General features: G+C 36.2%; 19 protein-coding genes. 12 read left to right on the top strand and 7 right to left on the bottom strand.

What is annotated here, in order from left to right:
• Window positions 1–216: 216 nt before the first annotated feature.
• Window positions 217–3,120: a T9SS type A sorting domain-containing protein gene (locus AsAng_RS02610; RefSeq protein WP_264791222.1), complete on the bottom strand. Its 2,904-nt coding sequence runs from the start codon at window positions 3,118–3,120 to the stop codon at window positions 217–219.
• Window positions 3,121–3,282: 162 nt separating this feature from the next.
• Here AsAng_RS02610 and AsAng_RS02615 point away from each other — a divergent pair, with 162 nt between their 5' ends.
• Window positions 3,283–4,686: a hypothetical protein gene (locus AsAng_RS02615; protein ID WP_264791223.1), complete on the top strand. Its 1,404-nt coding sequence runs from the start codon at window positions 3,283–3,285 to the stop codon at window positions 4,684–4,686.
• A gap of 339 nt (window positions 4,687–5,025) precedes the next feature.
• Here the strand turns inward: AsAng_RS02615 and AsAng_RS02620 are convergent, their stop codons facing one another.
• A complete protein-coding gene (locus AsAng_RS02620; protein ID WP_264791224.1) occupies window positions 5,026–5,850 on the bottom strand; it encodes a helix-turn-helix domain-containing protein in 825 nt (274 codons plus the stop codon).
• Between the two features lie 815 nt (window positions 5,851–6,665).
• Between AsAng_RS02620 and AsAng_RS02625 the strand changes: the two genes are divergently transcribed.
• From AsAng_RS02625 to AsAng_RS02640, 4 genes are all read left to right on the top strand, one after another.
• The gene (locus AsAng_RS02625) at window positions 6,666–7,010 is read left to right on the top strand and encodes a 2Fe-2S iron-sulfur cluster-binding protein (RefSeq protein WP_264791225.1); all 345 of its coding nucleotides are present in this window, start codon (window positions 6,666–6,668) and stop codon (window positions 7,008–7,010) included.
• A 58-nt stretch (window positions 7,011–7,068) separates the two neighbouring features.
• Entirely contained in the window at window positions 7,069–7,308 is a 240-nt protein-coding gene (iscX, locus tag AsAng_RS02630; protein ID WP_264791226.1) for a Fe-S cluster assembly protein IscX, read from the top strand.
• A 122-nt stretch (window positions 7,309–7,430) separates the two neighbouring features.
• Window positions 7,431–7,973: a KdsC family phosphatase gene (locus tag AsAng_RS02635; protein WP_264791227.1), complete on the top strand. Its 543-nt coding sequence runs from the start codon at window positions 7,431–7,433 to the stop codon at window positions 7,971–7,973.
• Window positions 7,974–8,281: 308 nt separating this feature from the next.
• A complete protein-coding gene (locus tag AsAng_RS02640; RefSeq protein WP_264791228.1) occupies window positions 8,282–9,334 on the top strand; it encodes an MBL fold metallo-hydrolase in 1,053 nt (350 codons plus the stop codon).
• Window positions 9,335–9,339: 5 nt separating this feature from the next.
• Here AsAng_RS02640 and AsAng_RS02645 read toward each other — a convergent pair whose 3' ends face one another.
• From AsAng_RS02645 to AsAng_RS02655, 3 genes are all read right to left on the bottom strand, one after another.
• Window positions 9,340–10,704 (bottom strand): DUF5686 family protein, encoded by a 1,365-nt coding sequence (locus tag AsAng_RS02645; protein ID WP_264791229.1) that lies wholly within the window; start codon window positions 10,702–10,704, stop codon window positions 9,340–9,342.
• Window positions 10,705–10,741: 37 nt separating this feature from the next.
• Window positions 10,742–12,064, bottom strand: a complete 1,323-nt coding sequence (locus tag AsAng_RS02650) for a 1-acyl-sn-glycerol-3-phosphate acyltransferase (RefSeq protein ID WP_264791230.1) — start codon at window positions 12,062–12,064, stop codon at window positions 10,742–10,744.
• A 176-nt stretch (window positions 12,065–12,240) separates the two neighbouring features.
• Window positions 12,241–12,825: a hypothetical protein gene (locus AsAng_RS02655; protein ID WP_264791231.1), complete on the bottom strand. Its 585-nt coding sequence runs from the start codon at window positions 12,823–12,825 to the stop codon at window positions 12,241–12,243.
• 267 nt (window positions 12,826–13,092) lie between these two features.
• Here AsAng_RS02655 and AsAng_RS02660 point away from each other — a divergent pair, with 267 nt between their 5' ends.
• From AsAng_RS02660 to AsAng_RS02690, 7 genes are all read left to right on the top strand, one after another.
• Window positions 13,093–14,265, top strand: coding sequence for a molybdopterin molybdotransferase MoeA (locus AsAng_RS02660; RefSeq protein WP_264791232.1), 1,173 nt, complete (start codon window positions 13,093–13,095; stop codon window positions 14,263–14,265).
• 141 nt (window positions 14,266–14,406) lie between these two features.
• Window positions 14,407–15,165, top strand: a complete 759-nt coding sequence (gene modA, locus AsAng_RS02665) for a molybdate ABC transporter substrate-binding protein (protein ID WP_264791233.1) — start codon at window positions 14,407–14,409, stop codon at window positions 15,163–15,165.
• Entirely contained in the window at window positions 15,166–15,831 is a 666-nt protein-coding gene (modB, locus tag AsAng_RS02670) for a molybdate ABC transporter permease subunit (RefSeq protein WP_264791234.1), read from the top strand.
• A gap of 18 nt (window positions 15,832–15,849) precedes the next feature.
• Window positions 15,850–16,710: a sulfate/molybdate ABC transporter ATP-binding protein gene (locus AsAng_RS02675; protein WP_264791235.1), complete on the top strand. Its 861-nt coding sequence runs from the start codon at window positions 15,850–15,852 to the stop codon at window positions 16,708–16,710.
• Window positions 16,707–17,288 (top strand): molybdenum cofactor guanylyltransferase, encoded by a 582-nt coding sequence (mobA, locus tag AsAng_RS02680; protein WP_264791236.1) that lies wholly within the window; start codon window positions 16,707–16,709, stop codon window positions 17,286–17,288. Before AsAng_RS02675 ends, mobA begins: the two co-directional genes overlap by 4 nt.
• Window positions 17,272–17,511: a MoaD/ThiS family protein gene (locus AsAng_RS02685; protein ID WP_264791237.1), complete on the top strand. Its 240-nt coding sequence runs from the start codon at window positions 17,272–17,274 to the stop codon at window positions 17,509–17,511. The genes mobA and AsAng_RS02685 overlap by 17 nt, the downstream gene beginning before the upstream one ends.
• A 416-nt stretch (window positions 17,512–17,927) precedes the next feature.
• A complete protein-coding gene (locus AsAng_RS02690) occupies window positions 17,928–20,444 on the top strand; it encodes a hypothetical protein (RefSeq protein ID WP_264791238.1) in 2,517 nt (838 codons plus the stop codon).
• Window positions 20,445–20,564: 120 nt separating this feature from the next.
• Here the strand turns inward: AsAng_RS02690 and mnmD are convergent, their stop codons facing one another.
• Together mnmD and AsAng_RS02700 are read right to left on the bottom strand one after the other, a co-directional pair.
• Window positions 20,565–21,224: a tRNA (5-methylaminomethyl-2-thiouridine)(34)-methyltransferase MnmD gene (mnmD, locus tag AsAng_RS02695; RefSeq protein ID WP_264791239.1), complete on the bottom strand. Its 660-nt coding sequence runs from the start codon at window positions 21,222–21,224 to the stop codon at window positions 20,565–20,567.
• Between the two features lie 188 nt (window positions 21,225–21,412).
• Window positions 21,413–22,348: a hypothetical protein gene (locus AsAng_RS02700; protein WP_264791240.1), complete on the bottom strand. Its 936-nt coding sequence runs from the start codon at window positions 22,346–22,348 to the stop codon at window positions 21,413–21,415.
• Window positions 22,349–22,410 lie beyond the last annotated feature (62 nt).

The raw sequence follows: 22,410 nt of genomic DNA on the forward strand, positions 1-22,410 counted from the left end.
GCTAGAAAAAGAAGTAGCCCCAGCACTTGCTGAGGCTACATTGGGTCGTGAAAACTAAGATCTTAGCGGCTAGTTTTTGACCGTTTATTGATTTTTTTATTTTAAGCAATGATGCAAAACAATGGTCTGAATTTACAATCATTCGTTGTGCATCGTTGCTTAATATAGCGTCGTGGTATTTTGGGATAGATAAAATATCATCCTTCGATTCAGAAACTATTGCGCTACGATTTTGCCTGAACTAATTGGCTTTCCATTCCCTAATAATTTGAACAGATAAACACCATTCTCTAAATTATTTCTAGGCAACTCTATTTGATTTGTATTCTCTTCAGATAAAACAGTCACTTGACGTCCCATTAGATCATAAACCATTAAGGTTAAATTATCATATTCCTCATCGTTAACCTGAATTGTCGTACCATAAGTAAAAGGATTTGGAAAGGCATTGACAAGAATCTTAGGTGCATCCTGCAAAGGAGTGATTGTAAGGATATAAAAATTAGCGCCTATCTCGTGATAAGTTGTGTTGGTTTGTATAGGCGCATTAAAATCAAAATAAATATCTGCAAAGTTATTGATTATTGTTCCAACAGGATTATTGACCTGTTGCTCTATTCTAAATTTAGCAAAACCATGAGAAGCGGGCTCGTTGACATTGCTATCTGGCAACATGATGTAATCAAAATTCACCTCTAAAATACCATTGCCCTTTATTCGCCAAGTACAAAGGTGGCTTGCACTCGTAAGTTGAACACTCGCAGGGTCTAAATAGGGGGATAAGGTATCGATCAAGGTTACAAAAAAGGCCGTATCTGTGCCCGTATTTTGAAAATTGATTTTGTAATCTATGTATTGATTCTGATTAATATAATGTTCTGCATGGTAACCTACAGGCTGTGCTTCTTTATTATTGGGATCAAAAGAACCTATGTTTTGTTGACAATCTATTGCTCTAAAAGTAGGAGCATGACCATTTGGAAATTGAGTAGGAAACCCTACATTAAAATCTCCATTGGCATCAGAGATACATCCTTCAACAAAAGCACTAACAATAGAATCCGAAACAGTCCATGGAATCCCTGACTCTTGAGCAACCTCTATTCGGTAAAATTTTCGAGGTGAAGCAGGGACTGAAATTGTTGAACTTCCTCCATTGGGAACAGTAACCATTCCTGTTCTCATAATAATATTGTCTTCAAAAACCCAATAATCTCTTGGAGTAGCAATACTTGTGGTGCTTAAATTCTCAATATTAAAATGAATGCTATCATTCTGACAAGTGCCACTTACATCTAGGAGCATTCCTGTCCAATTTGTTGGCAAACATAAGGAGTCTGGTGTAATGGACACTTCTAGACAATGCGTTTGACCCAATATAGCGGATGTATCTACTTGAACGGTTATGTATAAGTTTCCACAATCGCCAATTCCAACGGTTCCTATATTAAAGACGTAGTTGTTGCCGTTTTGGCTGGTTGGAGCCTGAGAAAAGTTTAAGATATTTAAAAATGTATCTATTTCTACGGTTATTTCTGCATTTTGTGCGGCTTCTGTTCCTGTATTGCAGTATTGAATACTGTAAACACTGGGAACAATTTGTCTTAAAAGAGGAGCAGAGACATCAACGTTCATTACTGGGCAAAGTGCTAAGACTTCTAAAGGAAAGTCCACCGTGTCATAGGTTTGAGCGGTCACAGTACCCGTATTTTGAGGACAACTTAAATTATAATAAGGGTGCAAATTAGGGATGCTTATGGTATAAGTTCCTACTTGACAAGGAATAAAATAATACCCCAAAGAATCTGTTGTTCCATAGTAATCAAAGGTTGAAACTCCATTCAAAGATGCCTGAACAATAATACCTGCTAACCCTCGATCTATATTGGTTTGGTCACAGCTAAGATCTAAATCTTGGTATACATTCCCCATAATAGCATTGGTTCTATAGTTCCCCAAACTATCGGCTAAAAATACATACATATCTCCCCCTTGATTGATTCTTATCCCAGCAACAACAATTCCCCCGTTAGCCGTTCTTTCGACAGAATAACCCGTATGCCCTCCTGCATGTTCTCGTTCCCAAAGTACATTTCCATTGGCATCTCTTTTTCTCAGTAAAAGTGCTGTTCTTTGTCGAAAACCAGTGCCACTAGTAATATTCTTAGTAATGGTACCTGTATATACGAAACCTCCATCCTGTGCCAAACTGACTCCATAGTAATCCATCGAAGAAACACCTGTAGTTAGAGTATCTAAGCTTCTCCAATCCAATGTTCCTGATGAATCTGTCTTAAACATCATTCCATAATTGAGGTTTCCTCCTGGATCAACTTGGCTACCTACAGCAATATACCCTCCATCTTGTGTTTGTCGTACATCTTTGATCCCTCCCATGTGGATTGATGTTTCAAAAGGATAAGTATGTGTCCATAAGGTATCCCCTTGAGCATCTGTTTTAATAATACCATAAACGGGTACATTATTGGCAGTATAACTTCCGCCTATGATATAACCTCCATCTGTCGTTTGACGGACAACTCTTCCTTCACTTCCCATGTTTCCGTATGTCTTGGTCCATAAAGTATCTCCTTGAGCGTCTAATTTTAACAAATATATATCAGCGTCACCTAATACGATATACCCTCCATCTGTTGTTTGTTGAACAGAATAAGCACCAATATTATCTCCCCAATCACCGTATGTCTTAGTCCATAAGGTATCTCCATTAAGATCTGTTTTTACTAAATAAATCCATTGAGATAACACCCCAAACCCTACGACTTTTGAACCTGCTAAGATATAACCTCCATCAGTAGTCTGTTGAACTTCATTTAAATCTTCGATTGTACTATCTCCATAGGTTTGAGTCCATAAAGTATCTCCATTGAGATCGGTTTTGACTAAATACATGTCCGATTCACCTGCTCCATAACTTCTGGTATATCCTCCAATAATATATCCCCCATCAGCAGTCTGTTGAACAGAGTGCCCTCCATCGTGTTGTGTACCACCATAGCTTCGTTCCCAAGTTTGTTGCCCCAAACTTACTGTGTAGCTAAGACAGCTACATAGGATGAGTAAGTATAATGTTTTTAATTTTTGATTGATTAACACCATATTGTAATTATGTTTTTAGTTTTTAATGTTTGACTACTTGGTAAATTATCAGCAGACAATATTGGATAATTGTTTAATCCAAAGATAGATTTTTACAAAAAAGAACAAAAAAACATTATTTGAATAGAATCAGAAATCAGATGTAATTTTTACCTTTGTACCATGTATAAAAGTAAAGTTGTAACCATATTTAGAAGCTTTGATAAAGCAGAAAAGGCAGGATTGCGTCGCTGGGTATATTCTCCCATTCACAATGAACATCCAGAGGTCACCAAATTGGTTGAATACTTATTGTCTAGGAGGAAAATAACACCAACTGCTGTCAAAAGAGAACGGGTATTCAAGTACTTGTATCCAGACAAAATTTATAATCCTAATCGGCTCAACCACATTTTATCCTTTAGTGTGGAGGTTATGGAGGCATACATCAGTTATCTAATGTCAAAAAAGGCGCAAAAAGTAGATCATTTTGCCATTGCAAATTACTATAAAAGTAAATTTTTGCCCGACTTAGCACAAAAGGCTTTACAAAGAACAAAGCAGAACCTTGATAAAGCCCCTTACCAAAACGATATCTTTTATCATACTAGCTTTTTGTTAGAACAAGCCTTTTTTGATCTTAAAGGAACTGAATTAAGGCAACAACAAACCAATCTTCAAGCTATCTTTACTGACCTGACGACCTTTACGATTATTGCAACCCTTAGAAATGCTTGCACTGCTATTTCCCATCGAAGTCTATATCAAACCGAATACAAAATTCCATTATTGGCTGCTATTTTAGAAGAAGCAAAATCTGAACGTTATACGAATAATTTAGTGGTACAGAGCTACTACCACAGTTATATGGCATTGGTCGATTCTGAAAACGAAGTGCATTTCAAAACGCTTAAAAAACTATTAATTTACCAAAAGGTTCCTTTGCCAAGTGAAGAACTAAAATATGTCTGTTTATTGGCGATTAATTATTGTATTAAACGGCTAAATATGGGAACAGAAGCTTACGTTAAAGAGGTATTTGATATTTATTGCTATGGCTTGAATCATAACATTTGGATGGAACAAGGACATTTGAGCCATAGTACATTCAAAAACATTATCACAGCAGCGCTTCGACTTAAAGCTTATGATTGGACTCAAAAATTTATTGCCAATTATGCGAATAAACTAAGAAGTAGCCATCAAAAAGATTATACAAATTATGCAAAAGCCAAATTATTTTTTGAACAAGGATGGTTTACCGAAGCTCAAAAAATTTTGGTGGAAACTGATTTAATGGACCTCTTCATTAGTTTAGACATTAAGCTTTTGCTATTAAAAATTTACTGGAAACTAAATGAGTTTGATTTATTAGAAGCTCATTTGGATAGCTTTTCAGTTTACTTGAATCGAAAGAAAGTCTTAGCTTACCACCGCCAAATTTATGGCAATACCATTTCTATTACTCGAAAAATGATTTACACCAATCTAGAAATTACTGTAGAACGTGAAAAATTGCATCAACTGGTTTTACAAACGACTCCTCTAACAGACCGCCCTTGGTTCTTGAAGCAGTTGAGTAACTAAGCACACTGTAAACTAAATTCTGCCTAGTTTCTAAGCGAGTCTTTTGGCGAACATTTGCGTTGCGTCCTCGCCTTGATAGCTAAGGCTATCAGGCTGTGGGGCGCCTTAATTTTCATCCAAAATTCTCTGTATAAACGGACAATATTTAATTGACAGTGTACTAAGCACACTGTAAACTAAATTCTGCCTAGTTTCTAAGCGAGTCTTTTGGCGAATATCTGCGCTGCATCCTAAACCCTCTGTATAAATTTACAATCATTAGTTTTTAAGTCCTGTTAAATAATAAAACATGAGGTATTGTATAACAGCACCTCATGTTCTTTGTTTTGGAAAATACCTTTAATCGGGATCGTAATAATTGTTAAATCGTTTGGTCATTTGTTCTTTGGCGATACTAAAAATTTCGGGCTTTACTTTCATAAATTGAGTAGGAGATAGCCCGAATCTAGCTTTGAACGCATTGATAAAATGAGCTTGATCAAAATAGCCTGCTTCTAGGGCTTTGCCTGTTAAGCTAGTATCCATGGTGTCCGTTAATGTGAAAAAGTGATTGAGCTGCCAAATAGCAGACAATTCCTTGGGGCTAATCAATAAATGTTGCTTAAAATTTTTGTGCAGGGCTTGTCTAGAAACACCAAATTCTTTAGCCATTTCAGCAATTTTAATTTGCCCTTTAAGATCAAGAATGTAATTTACTTTTTCTCGCAAACTAAGATTAACCTTAAACCGTTTGTTGAGTAATTCAAAAGCAATTTTTTCTAAATAAGGGACAATTTTAGCTAAGTCCAAATCCGTTTTGAAAGCTGTTTTAGAATCCTTAATAAGGTTGTTCTGCTGAATAATATCTTCTAAATTATTTAGCAAGGTCAATTCAGGAACATTGTTGTTGATAATGTTTAGCAAAGAAAAAGCTTTAAAACGAATGCCATAAATATCTTTGCTTGAACGCAGATAGACGGGATAAGATGTGATGGGCATCAAATAAGCACCTGGTGGGCAGGGCTGAGTTTGATTGGCCAAAAAGAATGGCTCAGACACAAAGAAAATATTAAATGTTCCGTCTGGAAAAAAAGCAAGGCTATTGTAGCCATCATGCTCAAAATGCCAATAGCTTTCGATAAATGTCGAAAGCTCAGCATGGGATTTGATTTCAGAAAGTTTCATTTTGTACTGGATTTTCTGTTAAATAATGAGTGATTCGTGTTTTTGAGGTTAAAAAATAAATGAATTCGGGGACGAGAAATTTTACTTCCCAAAAATAATGACTGAACGACAGCCAAATAATAAAAATCAGACTACTCAAGTGCAAGGATAGTAGCATGATTTAATCAAATAGTTAAATAAAGTTTAAGGTTTACATTTTTACAATCACAAAATAAAAATACACTGTAATTTTACCCTGTATCTTGTGTATACCGCAATTTACGACAGAAAGTTCAACCTAACTTCTTCATTTAGACCAAATAACTTAAATCGTAGACTTAAACATTTGGTGTCTCTATAAGACTTAAAATATTATAAAAAAAAACAATGTCAAAAAAAAGCATTCAAAGACGAACTTTTTTGAACTTTTATTCCTTTTTGATTGTATGTAAAGTATTGAAGTGATTCACTAAAAATATTCAAGAAACCTCCGGACACTAGGACGGTTTCGGAAGGTAAAAAAAATGTACCCTATACATTTTCATAATACCCTAAGAACCTTGCCTTGAGTTTTTATAAAAACAGTTTGCAGACTTGTCAGGAGATATATAAGTTGCTACTCTTAGGAGTGGCAACTTTTTTTTATTTTGCTTGCAACAATTTGCTACGGAATAACATTTTATAATTATAATGTAGTAGCTTTGCACCTTTTTAATAGTTTTTTTAAAGATGATTTTTAGTTGTTAACTAACAATCAAAAAAACTAAATTGAGCTAATGCACTAAGTTTGCAACGGATTGCAAATAATTATTGGAGTTAAGCATATAAAAAATAAAATGGCTATTGTAAAATTTACATTTGAAGATAAAAATATCCCCGCACAAGAAGTGAAAGGAATGGTAGGGGATAACATACTGGATTTAGCAGAAGATAATGGCATGCACATTAATAGTAACTGTGGGATGGTTTGCGCTTGCAGTACTTGTCATGTTTATATTGAGTCTGGCGAGGAACATTTAACAGAAATTTCAGACAAAGAAGAAGATTTTATTGATCGTGCTTTAGATCCTCGTATCGAGTCTCGTTTGTCTTGTCAATGCAAAATCGAAGAGGACAATGAGGATACCGTAATTGAGGTTTTAGTACCCGATCAATCCAGAATTATTGGGCATGAGCACTAAATATTAGAGCTGCTAAATGAACTAATTATTAATTGAATTATAGATAAACTAGATAAGAATGAGTTTTGAATTGAACTTACCCATTAATTGGAATGATCACGAAGACATTGCTATGGGATTGTATGAGAAATTTGGCGACGAATTTACAGAATCTAAAATCTATCGCATTCGTTTTACCGATTTGTTACAGTGGATTTTAGAAATACCTAATTTTGAAGGAACCAAAGAAGAATGTAACGAAGGACATTTGGAGCAAATTCAGGCAAAATGGGTATACGAATGGCGTGATAATCAGTAAGTAGATGGACAAAATTAGTATCCTATTAATTAACGTGTATTTTTTTAGCCTACAAGGCAAAAAACGAAGCTTAATTCATTCATAATTATTTTTGTCCATCTCCTTAATTAATACTATAAAATATGTCTTTTTTAGATAAACTACATGATATTGATACCATTATTTTGGATGTAGATGGTGTGTTGACAGATAGTTCTGTTTATATACTAGAAGATGGTGTTTTGATGCGCAAAATGAATACAAGAGATGGCTATGCCATTCAATATGCGATCAAAAAGGGGTATCGAGTAATTATTATTACAGGAGGAAAGTCGCAGGGCGTTATCAAACGTTTGCAAAATTTAGGGGTACAGGAAATTTATAGTGGAATGAAGGACAAACTAGAGGCAATCGATGAGCTTATTGAAGTTTATGGCTTGGATCTGGCTCGTTCTGCTTATATGGGAGATGATCTTCCTGATTATGAGCCTTTGCGCTTAGTGGGTTTGTCTACTTGTCCTGCCAATGCTGCTCCCGAAATTCGAGAAATCTGTCAATATATTTCGCCCTTTAAAGGGGGAGAAGGTTGCGTGCGAGACTTGTTCGAAAAAATCCTAAAAGTGCAGGGTAAATGGATTGAAACAGATTTGGTGACCTTGACCAAAGACAAGCGAAAGGATTTTTAAACAGTTTTGTAAAGCGTATGTTGCATTCACAAATGCATGCAGAGGAATTTTCCATTCGAAAATTCCTCTGTTTTTTTTAGTATAAGGGCTAAATAGGAATCTATTGGATCGCTAAGAACACAAGGCTAAAACTTTTTGAGGTAAATTATTGTTCTTAGAGGTGTAAATAATATTGATAGAATTGGGCTTGTCCAAAAATGAACAATTAGCCTCAATTCTATAGTTCGAATAAACACGCTATGCTCAAAATAGTAGGTCTGTTATTTTTGTTTTTGTTATCCGCCCTTATCTTTTTAATTCTCTTCATTATGTTATTTGTCAAATTTGCTAAAGTTTTTGGAGCTCAACCATCCAAAGCGCAAAAAATGCAGTATCAACACTACGACAATTATCAAGGAGGGAAGTTTAACAATTTAATGCCCCAGTTTACGGTTATTGAAACGCCTAATTTTATAGAAAATTCCATAGAACCCAAAGCTACTAGGCAACCTGATTTTGACATTCCTTTTGTGAAATTGACAACCGATGACTTAACAATTAAACCTAAGCATGCACGATTTACTTGGTTTGGGCATTCGACTTTTTTGTTAGAAATAGATGGCAAAAATATAATGATCGACCCTATGCTGAGTGCTGTGCCGTCACCTGTTCAGGGAATTGGAAGAAAACGTTATAGCAAAGGCTTACCACTCACAGCAGATGAATTGCCAGAACTTGATGGCGTTTTAATTACGCACGATCATTACGATCATTTGGATTATTGGTCAATAAAAAAAATAAAGGCAAAAGTAAAGACCTTTTATGTGCCTTTAGGACTCAGCGCCCATTTGTTAGCTTGGGGAGTGAATAAAGCGCAAATCAAGGAACTAAACTGGTACGAAGATGCCTATTTGGATACTATTCGCCTGACCTTAACCCCATCGCATCACTATTCTGGGCGTAGTTTAACCGATCGTTTTCAATCGTTGTGGGGGGGATGGGTTATAAAAGGAGCGCAGGACAATATTTATCTTAGTGGTGATGGGGGCTATGGTTCGCATTTTAAAGAAATTGGTGAAAAATATGGTCCCTTTGATTTTGCCATGATTGAATGTGGGCAATATAGCCGATATTGGCGGCAAAACCACTTGTTTCCAGAGCAATCTGCTTTGGTGGCGGCCGAAGTTCAGGCTCGTTTGGTGATGCCGATTCATTGGGGGGCATTTACCCTAGCCATGCACAGTTGGACCGCTCCTGTAGAGCGTTTTATCCAAAGAATTAACGAACTAGCCATTCCTGTTACAACGCCTAAGATTGGAGAGCAGTTTGTACTTGATCCTGCCCTTGAAAAGCCAAAAGCTGCTTGGTGGAAAAAGCCATAAATCAACTAAAATTTAGGAGCAAAACTAATTTTAAGCCCAAAAGGACGGACATTAAGTGCTGTTAAATGTGTTAATCGCCACATAAAATCGATTCGTACAATTTTTAGAATGTTTTCAAAGCCCCATCCAATTTCTGCATAAAAATTAGGAGCAGATATTTCATTAGGAAGATCGTATAAATTACTACTTTGCTTAGAAAGTACACCATACATACCTTTGAAAATAAGGATAGAGCAAATGTTTAAGCGTTTGACAAAGGGAATTTTAGAAAAAAAGAGACCATTAAAATGATGATTGACCCAAACAGAGGTATAAGCATCGCTTACAAATTCAAATTCATTGACTAAGGCGTAAGCCAAAGGATTGTCCAAAATGGATTCATTACCCAAGTGAACGGTCATAATAGGATAGGGGATTGCCCCAAAAAACTTACTGGCTTTAATTTGGTATTGTGTGGCTCCCAAAAAAGAAGTTACTTGCTGTTGAATGCTAAAATCTAAATGTTGGTAGTTGTATTCTCCTTTTAAAAGACCTTTGATGCCTATCGTGTATTCAAAATTGAGAGTAGGAAAAGAAGCGTTCAATATTTTTTTTCTAGGATTGGTTGGTTTCTTTTCGAAATGTTTTTTAGCTTTCCAACGAGATTTAATTCTAATTGCTGAAGTGACAAAAGCAGAGCTGTTTTTTTTGCCCTCATTTTGGGTAAATTGCAAGCCATTGGAAATCGACTTAAATTGCTGCCAATGATATCCAATGCTACTATAAAATCCGTTAAGCCAATGTTTTTCATAATTTAACAAGGTTTCACAAACCTGCATGAGATAATTGAGTGGAACATCATTTAAAATCGAATGAATAATATTGTCGTGAGAAAGCTGAGCGCCATACTGCCCTATGGCTCGAAGATCAGATTGGTACGAAACGGATAGGGTTGCCTGTTGATCTTTAGGAGAAGAAAGTAGTGTTTTAAAACCTGCTTTATATTTCCATTTTTTATCGCTTGAACCATAAGCGGCATAAGCGTGAAATTGAATTTTTTTATTCCATTTTTCAGTCGTTCGAACGCCTAGTTTTAGCCGAATGCCTTCTATTTTATTCCAGCTAAGAATTTCTGAATATTTGCCCAATTCAATGGCTCCAATTGGGATATAAGCACTAACTAAGATGGGGAATAGGGTCTCAACGGTCTTTTTTAATTTAGCTTTGCGTTTGATGCTATCGTTGTTGGACGGGCTAGCATGGAAAGCGTTCTCTTTTTGATAGATCTGCCCTCCTGTATAGGCTATTGTAAGCTGATGTTTTGGTTGTGCTAAACTTTCTTGTGCTACTAGAACTAGTAAAAGAAAGAAATAAGAGGCTCGATTTATCATAGCATAATGGTTTATGGTTAGCAATAGCAATCCATTTTTAGTGCTGAAGAGATTGGATGTTTTTAGACAGTGCTTTATATTTTTTTACCAATAAGGCTCTATCCCTTTCTAGTTTTTGAGCCTTGCTTGGTTGTTGGTTTTTCCAGTAGCGGTAGTTGCGGTTCGTTAGAATCGAGCTCCAGCTTTCTTGATTGCTAAAAGCAATATATTGTAAACCCACTAAGAGGGGTGGGATAAATAGCACGTTCCATCCAATAAAAAAACTTCCAACAAGACCAATAATGAGGCTGTAAATCATCCAAGTAAGCAGACTAAAAACAACTGCCATAGGAGCCCAGAATTGTAAGTCTTCGACATTTGTATTTCGCAAGTAGCGGGCAGCTTTAACGGGGATAGCCCCACCTATTTGGCCTACAATTGAGAATGGAAACAATAGACTTGATTGAATTAATTTAAAACCATCCAATTTCCCTTGTTGCTGCACTGCTAAATCTGTTAGTTGATGGTTCGTGATTTGCTGAAAATAGGCATTGCTTTGTTGGAGTAAATCCATTTTTGAGCTGCCAGACAATTGATTACAAGTATTGGCAACTTTTTGTTCTAGTCGAAGCCTTTTTTCATTGTTACTATAAACCTTGTCTTTATAATGTTCGTTTTCATTGCGCATCAAAATATGCAATTGTTCTACCAACAGCTCATCTTCTTTTTGATCAATGATGACAACTTCTTTGCTAATTGCTGCTTTTAAATCTTGGGTGAGTTGTTTCGCTGCCATCACTGGGTTTTCTTCGTATAAGGACTGGTAGTTTTGGATAGAAATAGGAGCGCCAAAATGCACCATGACCTCACTCCTAAAATCGCAATGATAGGTATAGTTAACGCCTGTAGGAAGGATAAAAATAGCTCGATCAAAATTGTCAGCAGCAGCAGCTAGTAGGGCTAGGCGAGCGGTTCCTGTTTTAAAGGTTCGCAGTCGTTTTTCTGGAACAGAGTTTCCCTCTGGAGCAATAAAAAACATTTTCCCATCCAATAAAATATCTTTGGAATCTTCAAAAATTTGCTGATTTTGCTGCATTTTTTTTAATCCTTCTTGAGGTCGCCAAATAGGAATTAAATGCGCTTGTGCAAATAGTTTTGGAAAACTCCATTTCTCCTCAAAAACAGAGCCCCTTGCCCAGAAATAAACAGAGCGTTTTTGCAAACTCGCCACTAAAATTTGCTCCATAAAAGCCGTAGAATGATTGGAGGCAATAAGCGTAGGGGCTTGTTGAGGGATATTTTCTTTGCCTGTGATATAAATTCTTCGGTAAAAGAAAAAAAACAGAACAACTAGCGGGAGTCTAAGCAATTGGTAAATCATGGCTGGATATTTAAAATTGAATGAATGTTTAATTTATTTAAATTCAATAATCATTCAATTTATTGAGAATGTCAAATTTTTAACATTATCTTAACAAAAAAGCAGTACTATATCCAAAAAAAAATCCCCCTTCAAATTTATTGAAGGGGGATTAAAAAGAGTTTAGGTAGTGAACCTTATTGAGTGTTTTTAGCAATATTAATTTGGCGATTTAATTCTTTACCAGTTTCGTCTTTTAAACGGAAGTTATAAATACCATTATCTAAGCTAGAAACATTTAATGCTTTGTAGTTGTTTCCCTCTATGATTTCGAATTTATTGTTTGCGACCAAAGCAAAGCCTTCTTCATCACGCATTTCTAAAATCAAGTCTTTGGCATCTTCTGTTTCAATACCAAAAATGAACATTCCATTGTCTACAGGCTCATCAGACATGGTGAAATTAACATCCAACAGTTGGGCTTCTTTTTCAGCACCCATTAGGTTTTGGTTAATGCTCATTACATCCATTGCATCTTGATTTTCGGCACTAGTTTTTTTCGAAACATCAATGATGTCATCTGTTTTTAGCGAGATCATTTGACCATCAAAATTTAATTCTAATGTGAATGCTTCGCTATTATTATCTGCTGCACCACCTGCACGAACTTGAGTAGGATTTTTAATCTTAAATTTGTTGTTTTCGGGAGCATCCGTACCACAAGACGTAATAAGTAGCAGTAGTACCAAACTTAGTAGGGATAGGTTTGAAAATTTTTTCATGATAATATTATTTGTGGTTTTAATTTTAACTAATTATGTTGTTAAATGCAAAAAATAGTAGATTTGTTACCTCAATGGATTATTAACTTTATTCTAGGTAAAGAAGGTATTCCCTTGAAGGAAGCTACTCAATAATTGGCAAAGGTACAGAGAATAAATAGGTTATTTGAACGATATTTAATTTATTTGTGAGTGGCTTATGTGCTTGATATTGAAGTGCTTTGTTTGTAGTAGAATATATATGTAATTCGTAAAGTAAGTATAAAAATGATATATGTAGAAGAGGCAAAAAAAATTGTAAAAAGCCTAAAATATAAACAAAGAAGGATCGAGTTGCCGCTAGAGGATGCATTGGGCTATGTATTGGCAGAAGCCATTTATGCGCCAATCAACATGCCTCCTTTTGATCAATCGGCGATGGATGGCTATGCCTTAAAATTGGGCAAAACGCTAAATTATACGCTTATAGATGAAGTACAGGCAGGAAGCACAAAGAACCCTAAGATGAGCAGTGGGGAGGCGGTTCGAATTTTTACAGGGGCTGCCATACCGTCTGATGCAGATGCGGTTATGATGCAAGAAAAAACAGTTAGGGATGGGGAGCAACTTCGTTTAGAAAAACAAGCTTTTCCAGGACAAAATATTCGCTTATTAGGAGAGCAAATAAAGAAAGGAGCCTTGGCCCTAGATAAGGGCGTCTTATTAACACCCGCTTCTGTTGGTTTTTTGGCAGGAATTGGTGTTCAAACAGTAAAAGTTGTTGAACAACCTAGTATCGCTATTGTTGTAACAGGCGATGAATTGGTAAAAGCAGGGCAAGATCTGAAACGTGGACAGATTTATGAGAGCAATGGAATTATGCTTGCTGCTGCTGCTAAGGATACGGGATTTAATCAAATAGACCTAATCAGCTTAAAGGACGATTATCCAAAAACATTAGAGGTGTTAAACGCACAAATAAAAACGAAAGATTTTGTGCTGATCTCTGGTGGTATCTCTGTGGGAGATTATGATTTTGTAGGAAAGGCATTGTTGGAAATTGGAGTCGAACAATTATTTTACAAAGTTCGGCAAAAACCAGGAAAACCAATGTTTTTGGGAAGAACCAGTAATTGTACGATTTTTGCCTTACCTGGCAATCCAGCCGCAGCGCTTTCTTGTTTTTATCAATATGTATTAATGGCACTAAAACAAGCGGTAGGACTACCCAATTTTGAACTAAAAAAACTATGGTTACCGTTGGAAGAGGCTTACTCTAAAAAGGGAGAACGAGCACATTTTTTAAAAGCAAAAATAAGCCCAACAGGTGTGAAAATTTTACAAAAACAAAGCTCTGCCATGTTATTTTCTTTTGCTTATGCAGATGCCTTGATTTATATTCCTCACGATAAAATGACGACAGCAGCAGGAGAGTTAGTAGAAGTTCATTTATTGCCTTAGCTTATGAAACAAAAATGGTACGTTGTAAGTAGATGGATAAGCCTAATGATGAATAGATTGAGCGTGTTTTTTCATGCTAACTGCGTTAAAAATTCTCGCTTTTCGCCTTGTAGGCTAAAACAATACAGGTCAAATAATGGTATGCCAATAGGAGTGATCTACTTAGTTGTTCTTTATGTAACTATATTAATGGGGTGTTCGTCAACTCCTAAATCTAATAAAATAATTGTGGCTGCGGCTGCTTCTACTCAATATGTTTTGGATGAATTGATCGAATTGTATCAGAAGGATCAAGCGGTACGAATTGAATCTATTATTAGTTCTTCTGGGAAACTGACGGCACAGATAGAGCAAGGAGCTCCAGTTGATATTTTTATTTCGGCAGATACCACTTACCCCAATTACCTTGCTCAAAAGGGGCTAGGGGTAGAACAGCCTGTTGTTTATGCCAGTGGGAAATTAATCGTATGGACCTATGCGGATCTTAATCTTAGTGGAGGCTTGAATATTTTGACAGATCCAAGTATTCAAAAAATTACAATAGCAGATCCCAAAACGGCACCTTATGGATTGTTGAGCCAACAGATATTAAACGATAAGAAAATTTATAATAGCATTCAGTCCAAACTAGTATTGGGCGAAAGTGTAGGGCAGGTCAACCAATATATTACAACCCAAGCGGTGACCTTGGGGTTAACAGCCAAATCGGTTGTTATGGCTCCTAATTTGAAGCAAAAAGGTCATTTTTGGGAAATACCCAACTATGCCTTAGAACAAAGTATGTTATTAATAAAAAGAGAAAACCCATCGGGTGTGGCTTTGAATTTTTATCAATTTTTACAATCAAAAGCAGCAAAGTTAATTTTTGAAAAACATGGCTATGCTGTGCAACCAAACTAGATGAATTGGACGCCTCTTATATTATCCTTAGAATTAGCTGTTATAACAACTTGCTGTTTGTTAATAATAGGGATTCCTATTGCGGCTAAGTTGGCAGAGAGCAAATCTAGATACAAATTTTTGATAGAGGCAGTGGTAAGTTTGCCCTTGGTCTTACCTCCAACGGTATTGGGCTTTTATTTATTGATTGTTTTTTCGAGGAATCATGCCATCGGCAATTTTTTTTATGAAACATTTGGCGTTCAATTGGCGTTTTCGTTTGAAGGCTTAGTAGTTGCTTCTGTTTTGTATAGCCTTCCTTTTATGGTGCAACCAATCCAAGCAGGGCTACAAAATCTTCCTATTTCTTTGACAGAGGCTGCTTATACGATGGGCAAAGGAAAAAGAACCGTCCTCTGGAAGGTTTTATTACCCAATATAAAACCTGCTTTATTAACTGGAGTTGTCTTGAGTTTTGCGCACACGATTGGTGAATTTGGAATTGTCTTGATGATAGGCGGAAAAATTCCAGGGGAGACCTTAGTGGCTTCTATTGCGGTTTATGATGAGGTAGAATCATTAAATTATGCACAAGCTAATTTTTATTCAGGTATATTATTGATGATTAGTTTTGTGATTTTGGCAATTACCTATTTTATAAATAGAGTATTTTATACTTCGTCTTAAAGCTCAAAATGAATTGTTGTGATTGAATTTGATTTATATAAACAACTAGAAACGACCCAAGGCTGTATTCAGCTAAGGGCTCAAATGGAGTTAACACAGGGGGATTTAGTGGCAATTTATGGTCCATCAGGTGCAGGTAAAACGACTTTGTTGCGCATGTTGGCGGGCTTAACAAAACCAAGCAAGGGATACCTTAAGGTGAATGCCATTGATTGGTACAATAGTAAGACCAAGGTTAATTTAGTACCACAAAAGCGCAAAGTAGGGTTTGTTTTTCAAGACTACGCCCTATTTCCTAATATGACGGTTTTGGAGAACTTGCGCTTTGCCAGCACAAATATGGAGCTAATTCATCAATTGTTAAAAGAAACCAATTTAGTAAACCTCCAAGCTAAAAGACCCGCAGAACTTTCAGGAGGACAACAGCAGCGAGTGGCTTTAGTCAGGGCTTTGGCTATGCAACCTTCTATTCTACTATTGGACGAGCCCTTATCGGCTTTAAATTATGAGCTTCGCCAAGCGATGCAAACCCTCATTGCTAACTTACATCAACGGTATACGATGACTACCTTAATGGTTAGCCATGATATTCCCGAAATTGTGCAATTAGCCACAAAGGTATTGGTCTTAAAGGGAGAAAAAGCAACCCTGTATCACGATCCTATTGCTTATTTTAAGCAGCAAAATTTATTGCAGGAAATACAGGTAGAGGGCATTGTACAAGCAATTAAAAAGAATAGCATTCAACTAAAGGTAGGAACCGCATTAATGACCTTTGTTTTGCCTCCCTCAACAAAAAAAGATATTCAAGTAGGAGACAAAATTAGCATTACCAGTTTTGTGCTACAACCTCAAGTTAGCAAAATAGATAGAATATGATTAATAAGAAGCAGCTAACAGCAGTAATTTTGGCAGGAGGAAAAAGCCAACGAATGGGAGAGGACAAGGCGTTTTTAATGTTCCAGCAACAAACGTTTATAGAACACATTATTCATGCTGTGCAACCCTTGGTAACAGAAGTTGTTATTATTGGAGCGGTTCATAAATACAAACAATTGGGGCTAACAGTCTATAAGGATAAGATAGCGGATCAAGGACCTGTTGGTGGGATTCATACGGCATTAAGCATCGTAAAAACACCTTATTTATTGGTCTTGAGCTGTGATATTCCTTTGGTTTCAACTCAGTTGTTGCAGTATTTGATTGAAAATAGCCTACCTTGTGATGTGAATGTAATGACCATAAGGGATAAACATCAACCTTTAACGGCACTTTACAAGCGTACCTGTTTATCTGTTTTTGAACATGCATTAGAGCAGCAACAACTCAAATTACAAGCATTGTTTGAACAAATGGAGGTACACAAAATTCCTTGCCCATTGCCCTTGATTTCATGTTTAGAGAATATTAATACACCTAAAGACTTTCAACGTATAAAAAATGAAAATCAACATTAAATATTTTGGCTTATTGGTTGAACTCATCGGGAAAAATGAAGAAACTTTGCTTTTGAGTGATGTCTGTACTGTTACTACTTTGATTAATTCCTTGGTAGAGCATTATCCCCAATTAGAGGGCAAGCAGTTTAAAGTTGCCGTGAATCAGTGTTTGGCGGCTAAGGACGTTTTGATCTCAGAACAAGATGAAGTGGCTTTGTTGCCTCCTTTTGCAGGGGGCTAAGTGTTGTACCCTTTTGTTAGCAGATTAAGTTATACTATAATTATAAATAGTCGGATAATAATATATAGATGCTTTGGCAATTTGTCAAAGCATTTTTTTGAATTAAAGCATAAATAATACTTAATACGAACCTAACTTTTGCTTAACGGAAGCTAGCGATTTTTTGCTCAAAAAAGCCCATTTAGAGCGATTTGGGCAAAGAAAAACCAACTAAGATAAGCATTAAAAAATTGTTATCAAAGTGAATTTATGAAAAACCTTTATTATAGAGCTTTTTGTAAAAATGACTTGTTTTTTTGTTTTTTTTGTTGTACATTGCCTCGTCTAAAAAAATGAACGGAAACCTTTAATTTCGGCGTGTTCATGAAGTATCCATTAACCATTATGTTTTAGAAAAAAAAATAAAAATATACACTATGCCAGCTAGTAATTTATCACCAAAAGCAGCAAAGGGGCTTTTAGCACTTCAAAAGCAATTGCGATTATTTTTGAAGAATTTTGAGAAGTTAGAAAAGGGAAGTGCTGAGCGAGCTCAGTATATGCCAAGCGCTCGAAGTATTCGAGAACTGTATCTTGACCTTAGTTTAATGGATCTTACTGCTAGTGCTTCTGCGGCTGCCCCAACTGCAACTACCCCTGTAGATTCGCCTAAAACTAGCAAAGAAGACAGAAAAGCTCGCCGTGAGAAACGCAAAGAGGCTCGAAAAGGAAAACGAGAAGAACGCAGAGCCAACCGTAGGGCTGAAGCCGTTACTCGCAAGAAACAAAAGAACGATAAGTCTGGCGCAAAAGAAGAGAGTCAATTTAGGTTTGACAGCCTTAAATCGCTTTGGAATGCCTATGAGTTTGATAAAATTACCTCGAATTTTAGAGCTTATTTGGACAAAGGAGAGCAATTTTTGACCGATGCAGAGAATTTTATTAGTTATGCAGAGGTATTTGTTCCTGGTGAATTTAATAAGGAAATTAACGAAATAAAAGAGCTGGTTAAAAAGGCAGAAGGATTTATTAATGTGGCTCGTAACATCAGCGACCAAGTTGATCGTTATGCTAAAATTGCACAAGATGTAGTTAATATTACCTTGACCTTGCCTAGCAAAATTGATGAACTCAAAGATGGTGTTGTTGCTGAAGCAACAAAAATATTTGGGGCTGCGAAAAACTTTATTGCAACAGCTGATATAGAGGACGAAGAGTTAAAGCTAAATGTAGAAACGCTCAAGACTTATTTAGCAAGAGGGCAAGAAAAATTAGGAAGGTTAGAAGAGTTGGTTGGACTTGTTCTGGATGATAAGGATGGTGACAATCTTCCTGACTGGTACAATAGAATCGAAGCTAAGTATAATGAGTTGTTTGGTGGTTCAACAGACTTGATCCCTGGAACTAAAATTGACGATAAAATTTTGATTCAGATTACTGGATTAAAAAAATCGGTTGACAAATTTATTGCAGCAGCTTCTGACAAAGCAGAAGAATTGGGCTTGCAAGAAAAAATAAAAAATGCACAACAATGGTTGGGGCAACTCAGTAAATTTACTGAAGCTATCACTGGTTTTGTCGAAAACCTAAAAGATGGTGATTTAGCAGATATTTATCAAGACCTTAAGGACTTTAAAAACTTTATTGATACCGATAAAGATCTTTTTGAAGGAACTACTGTCGATGACAAAATCAAAGCAAAACTTCAAGAATATAGCAAGAAAGCAGAAACTTGGTTGATGAATAAATTAACTGGGGGCGATGCGTCTAAAGAAAATGAGGTAAGAGCTATTCTTGGCGATATTGATAAGCTCATCTTGAGTACGGGAGGGGTTGTTGATCATTCTTCTAAATATGAAAAAGATGAAGATCGTATTAGTATCCCTGAAATTCACGATGTTTCTCAGGAAGAAATGGGTGAGGTTTTGGCAAAGTATGGAATTCGAAAAGCAAATGCTTCTTTTGAGGGAATTCTCTCTGATATGAAGGATCAGGCGGATGAAACAAAAGATAAAGTTGCACATAGATTTAAGGATGCAGTAAAACGTGGAGCTCAAGCTTCAGATGCGTTTAGAGATGCTAAAGAAGAATACGATCAAGCGGTTAGCAAACACAACGATTATTTTAAAGCAACCAATTCATTGGGTCGAAAAATTATCAATGGTTTATTGTCTGTAGCAGGCGTTGCAATCGATTCTTTTGTTCCTGGTGCTGGATCTATTATTTCTTCTGTCGGTTCTGCCTTGTTGGGCGAATTTGAGGCTGTTAACGATGAAATTGATAAGCTCATGCCAGAAGGATTTGAATTTATTGGTGATTTAACCAAAGATATTATACCTGGTTTATTGCCCAAGTGGGGAGATGAAAGAGGATTGATTCAGATTGAGGGTAAAGAATTGCTAAAGGGCTTGAATGAGCTATACATCAATGGTGTTTCTTCTAGGTATAAAGAGGTGATTGCTTTATTAAATGGTATGAAAGCTAAAACTCGAAACTTAGGAAAGAATTTGCGTTCTATGGAACAGGCAGATACAATTGATGAAACGGGATTGGCTGCTGTTAAGAAAAAAGTGGTTATTCTTGAAATGAAGTGGAGCGGCTTAAGAAATGATATTATGAAGAAATATATCAACTTAAATTATCCACCAATTAACAAGAAAAAGGCTTATCGTTTTGCAAGTCGTTATTTGTATTCTGTGTGGTTAATTCGTTTCCCTCAAAAAGAAATTCGTATTGCAGATGCGATGATTGGACAGTTTGAAAAATTTGGTATCATGAAAGAGGCAAAAGCTGAATGGGATACTGGCTTCTGGGCTGGTGTTGGTCGTGGCTTCTTTGGCTTCTTTGGTGGAGATCCATTTGACTATAGAGCAGAATTGAAAAAAATGAAAGCATGGGCTTCTAAGGAAAATGATGCTTTAAAATCGGCACAAGCTTGGGCTGGAGTATTCTAAGCATATTGCCTTCTATAAAATCCTGTTGCAAATTAATCAACAATTTGCGCTGTGAAAATTTTAGTGTTGAAGATCTGAACAATAGTTTCAGATCTTCAATTTTTTTTAGGACTAATTTGCTTATTTAATAGCACGAGTCATCTCTCGTTTACCAATAGGTCCAGGGATGCCTTCGACACGAAAACCAAGACTTTTTAGGCTTCGTTTCACAACTCCTTTTGCACAATAAGTAGTTAATACTCCTGTTGGTTTTAAGGCACGATACATTTTTTCTAACAAAGCAGTTTCCCATAATTCAGGTTGTACACTAGGCGCAAATGCATCATAGTAAATGATGTCAAATGCTTCTGTATAATCTAACTCTTCAAAATGACAGACTCGTTTACAAAAGTCAAAATAAGGAGAGAGGCTGATAACTTCATCCTTTGATTGATGAAGCTTTAGAAATTGTGCTTGTTCTTCTTCCACTCCAAGAATGCTGGGATAATTGAGTTGCTGGGCAGTTGCTAAAGAAATGGGATAGGCTTCTACGCCTGTATATTGGATGGCGATCTGTTGTCGATTGGCGGCTAGGTAAGTCATAAAGGCATTAAGACCTGTTCCAAAACCAATTCCTAAAATGGCCAATTGCTGTTGGTTAGTGGCTTTATACTGCAAAGCGGCATCAATAAATACAGTTTGCGTTTCTTGAATGGCTCCATGAATAGAATGATAGGTTGCGTTAAACTGTTGGGAGGTTAGGCTGTGCGAGCCATCCTTGGTTTCAATTATTTTTGTCATTGTATGGACCTGTTTGTAAAGGAATGAGGAGCGCTATTTTGTTGGAATAGTTAAGTTGTGGCTAAAAATAAATTTGGTAATGCAAAGCTGTAAAGATAAAAGGAATACTCCCTTCTTTAAATCCTTGCATTACCAAATAGAAAAAAATGAATGGTAACAATACTTATACAAATGTATACAAGCCGAAATTATTTTTTGACTAAAACAACCGTTTTAGCAGTAGCCCAGAACGTTTTTTTATCTAAAATATCTACTATCCCACCATTTAAGGAGTAAGAATTGGGATCTCTAGTTGGCAGTAGATATTGAATTTCGCCACTACCACAATCAATTTGAGTATTATTAAAATAATCAAATTTAGAACCGACAGACTTTACTTGCGTTTGATATTCTAAAGTAAGCGTTTTGGCACTTAACAAACGTATGATTTTGTTTCTTCTCAATACTTTTTTTGTTCCACAAGCAATGTAGGCACTAGCATCATCCTCAATAAATGAATTTTTAGCTTGCAAATCACTTAAGGTCGTTTCTAATTCTTGATTGGTACGTTCTAATTTAGCTGTTTTTATTTTCAGATCAGCATAAGCAGTCGCCAACTGAGTCTCTGTAGAAGAAACATCAGCCTCTAGCTCATTGAGTGCTATTTGCATATTGGCAATGGTAGATTGAACCTTATTAACTTCGGTTTCTACCTCGGTAAACTTAGTTTCAAGTTGAGCAATCATCTTTTTGAGCTGAGCATTTTCAACTTTAAAGGCTCTAGCTTTTGTTCTTAATCTTCGAGCTTTTTTGTCTGCTTCGATATTAGCAGCTTTTAAAGACTGGAGTTTGATTAGTATAGCCTGTTCTTGAGTTGTTCCTTTAACTAGCTCCTTTTGTTGGATAAGCTGATCCATTTCCTTATTACGAGTAGCCATCTCACTTAAGGTTTCGTCAATAGCCGTAAGCGTTTCCATAGCATCAGCATATTCACCTTTTATGAGCCGTTCTTCTTCTTCTAACGTTCCTAATTGTTCTCTTAACAGTTGTTGCTTTTTTTGTTCTTCTTCCATTTTTGCTTGGTAGTTTTCACAACTGATAGTAATACTAGCGAGCAATAGAAATCCTATATAGGTTAGTTTCATAGTTAATTCGTCTGGTTTAATATTATGGTTCGAAGGAATGCAATAAAGAGCATTAATAAAAT

The organism is Aureispira anguillae, assembly GCF_026000115.1.
Classification (GTDB): Bacteria; Bacteroidota; Bacteroidia; order Chitinophagales; family Saprospiraceae; genus Aureispira; species Aureispira anguillae.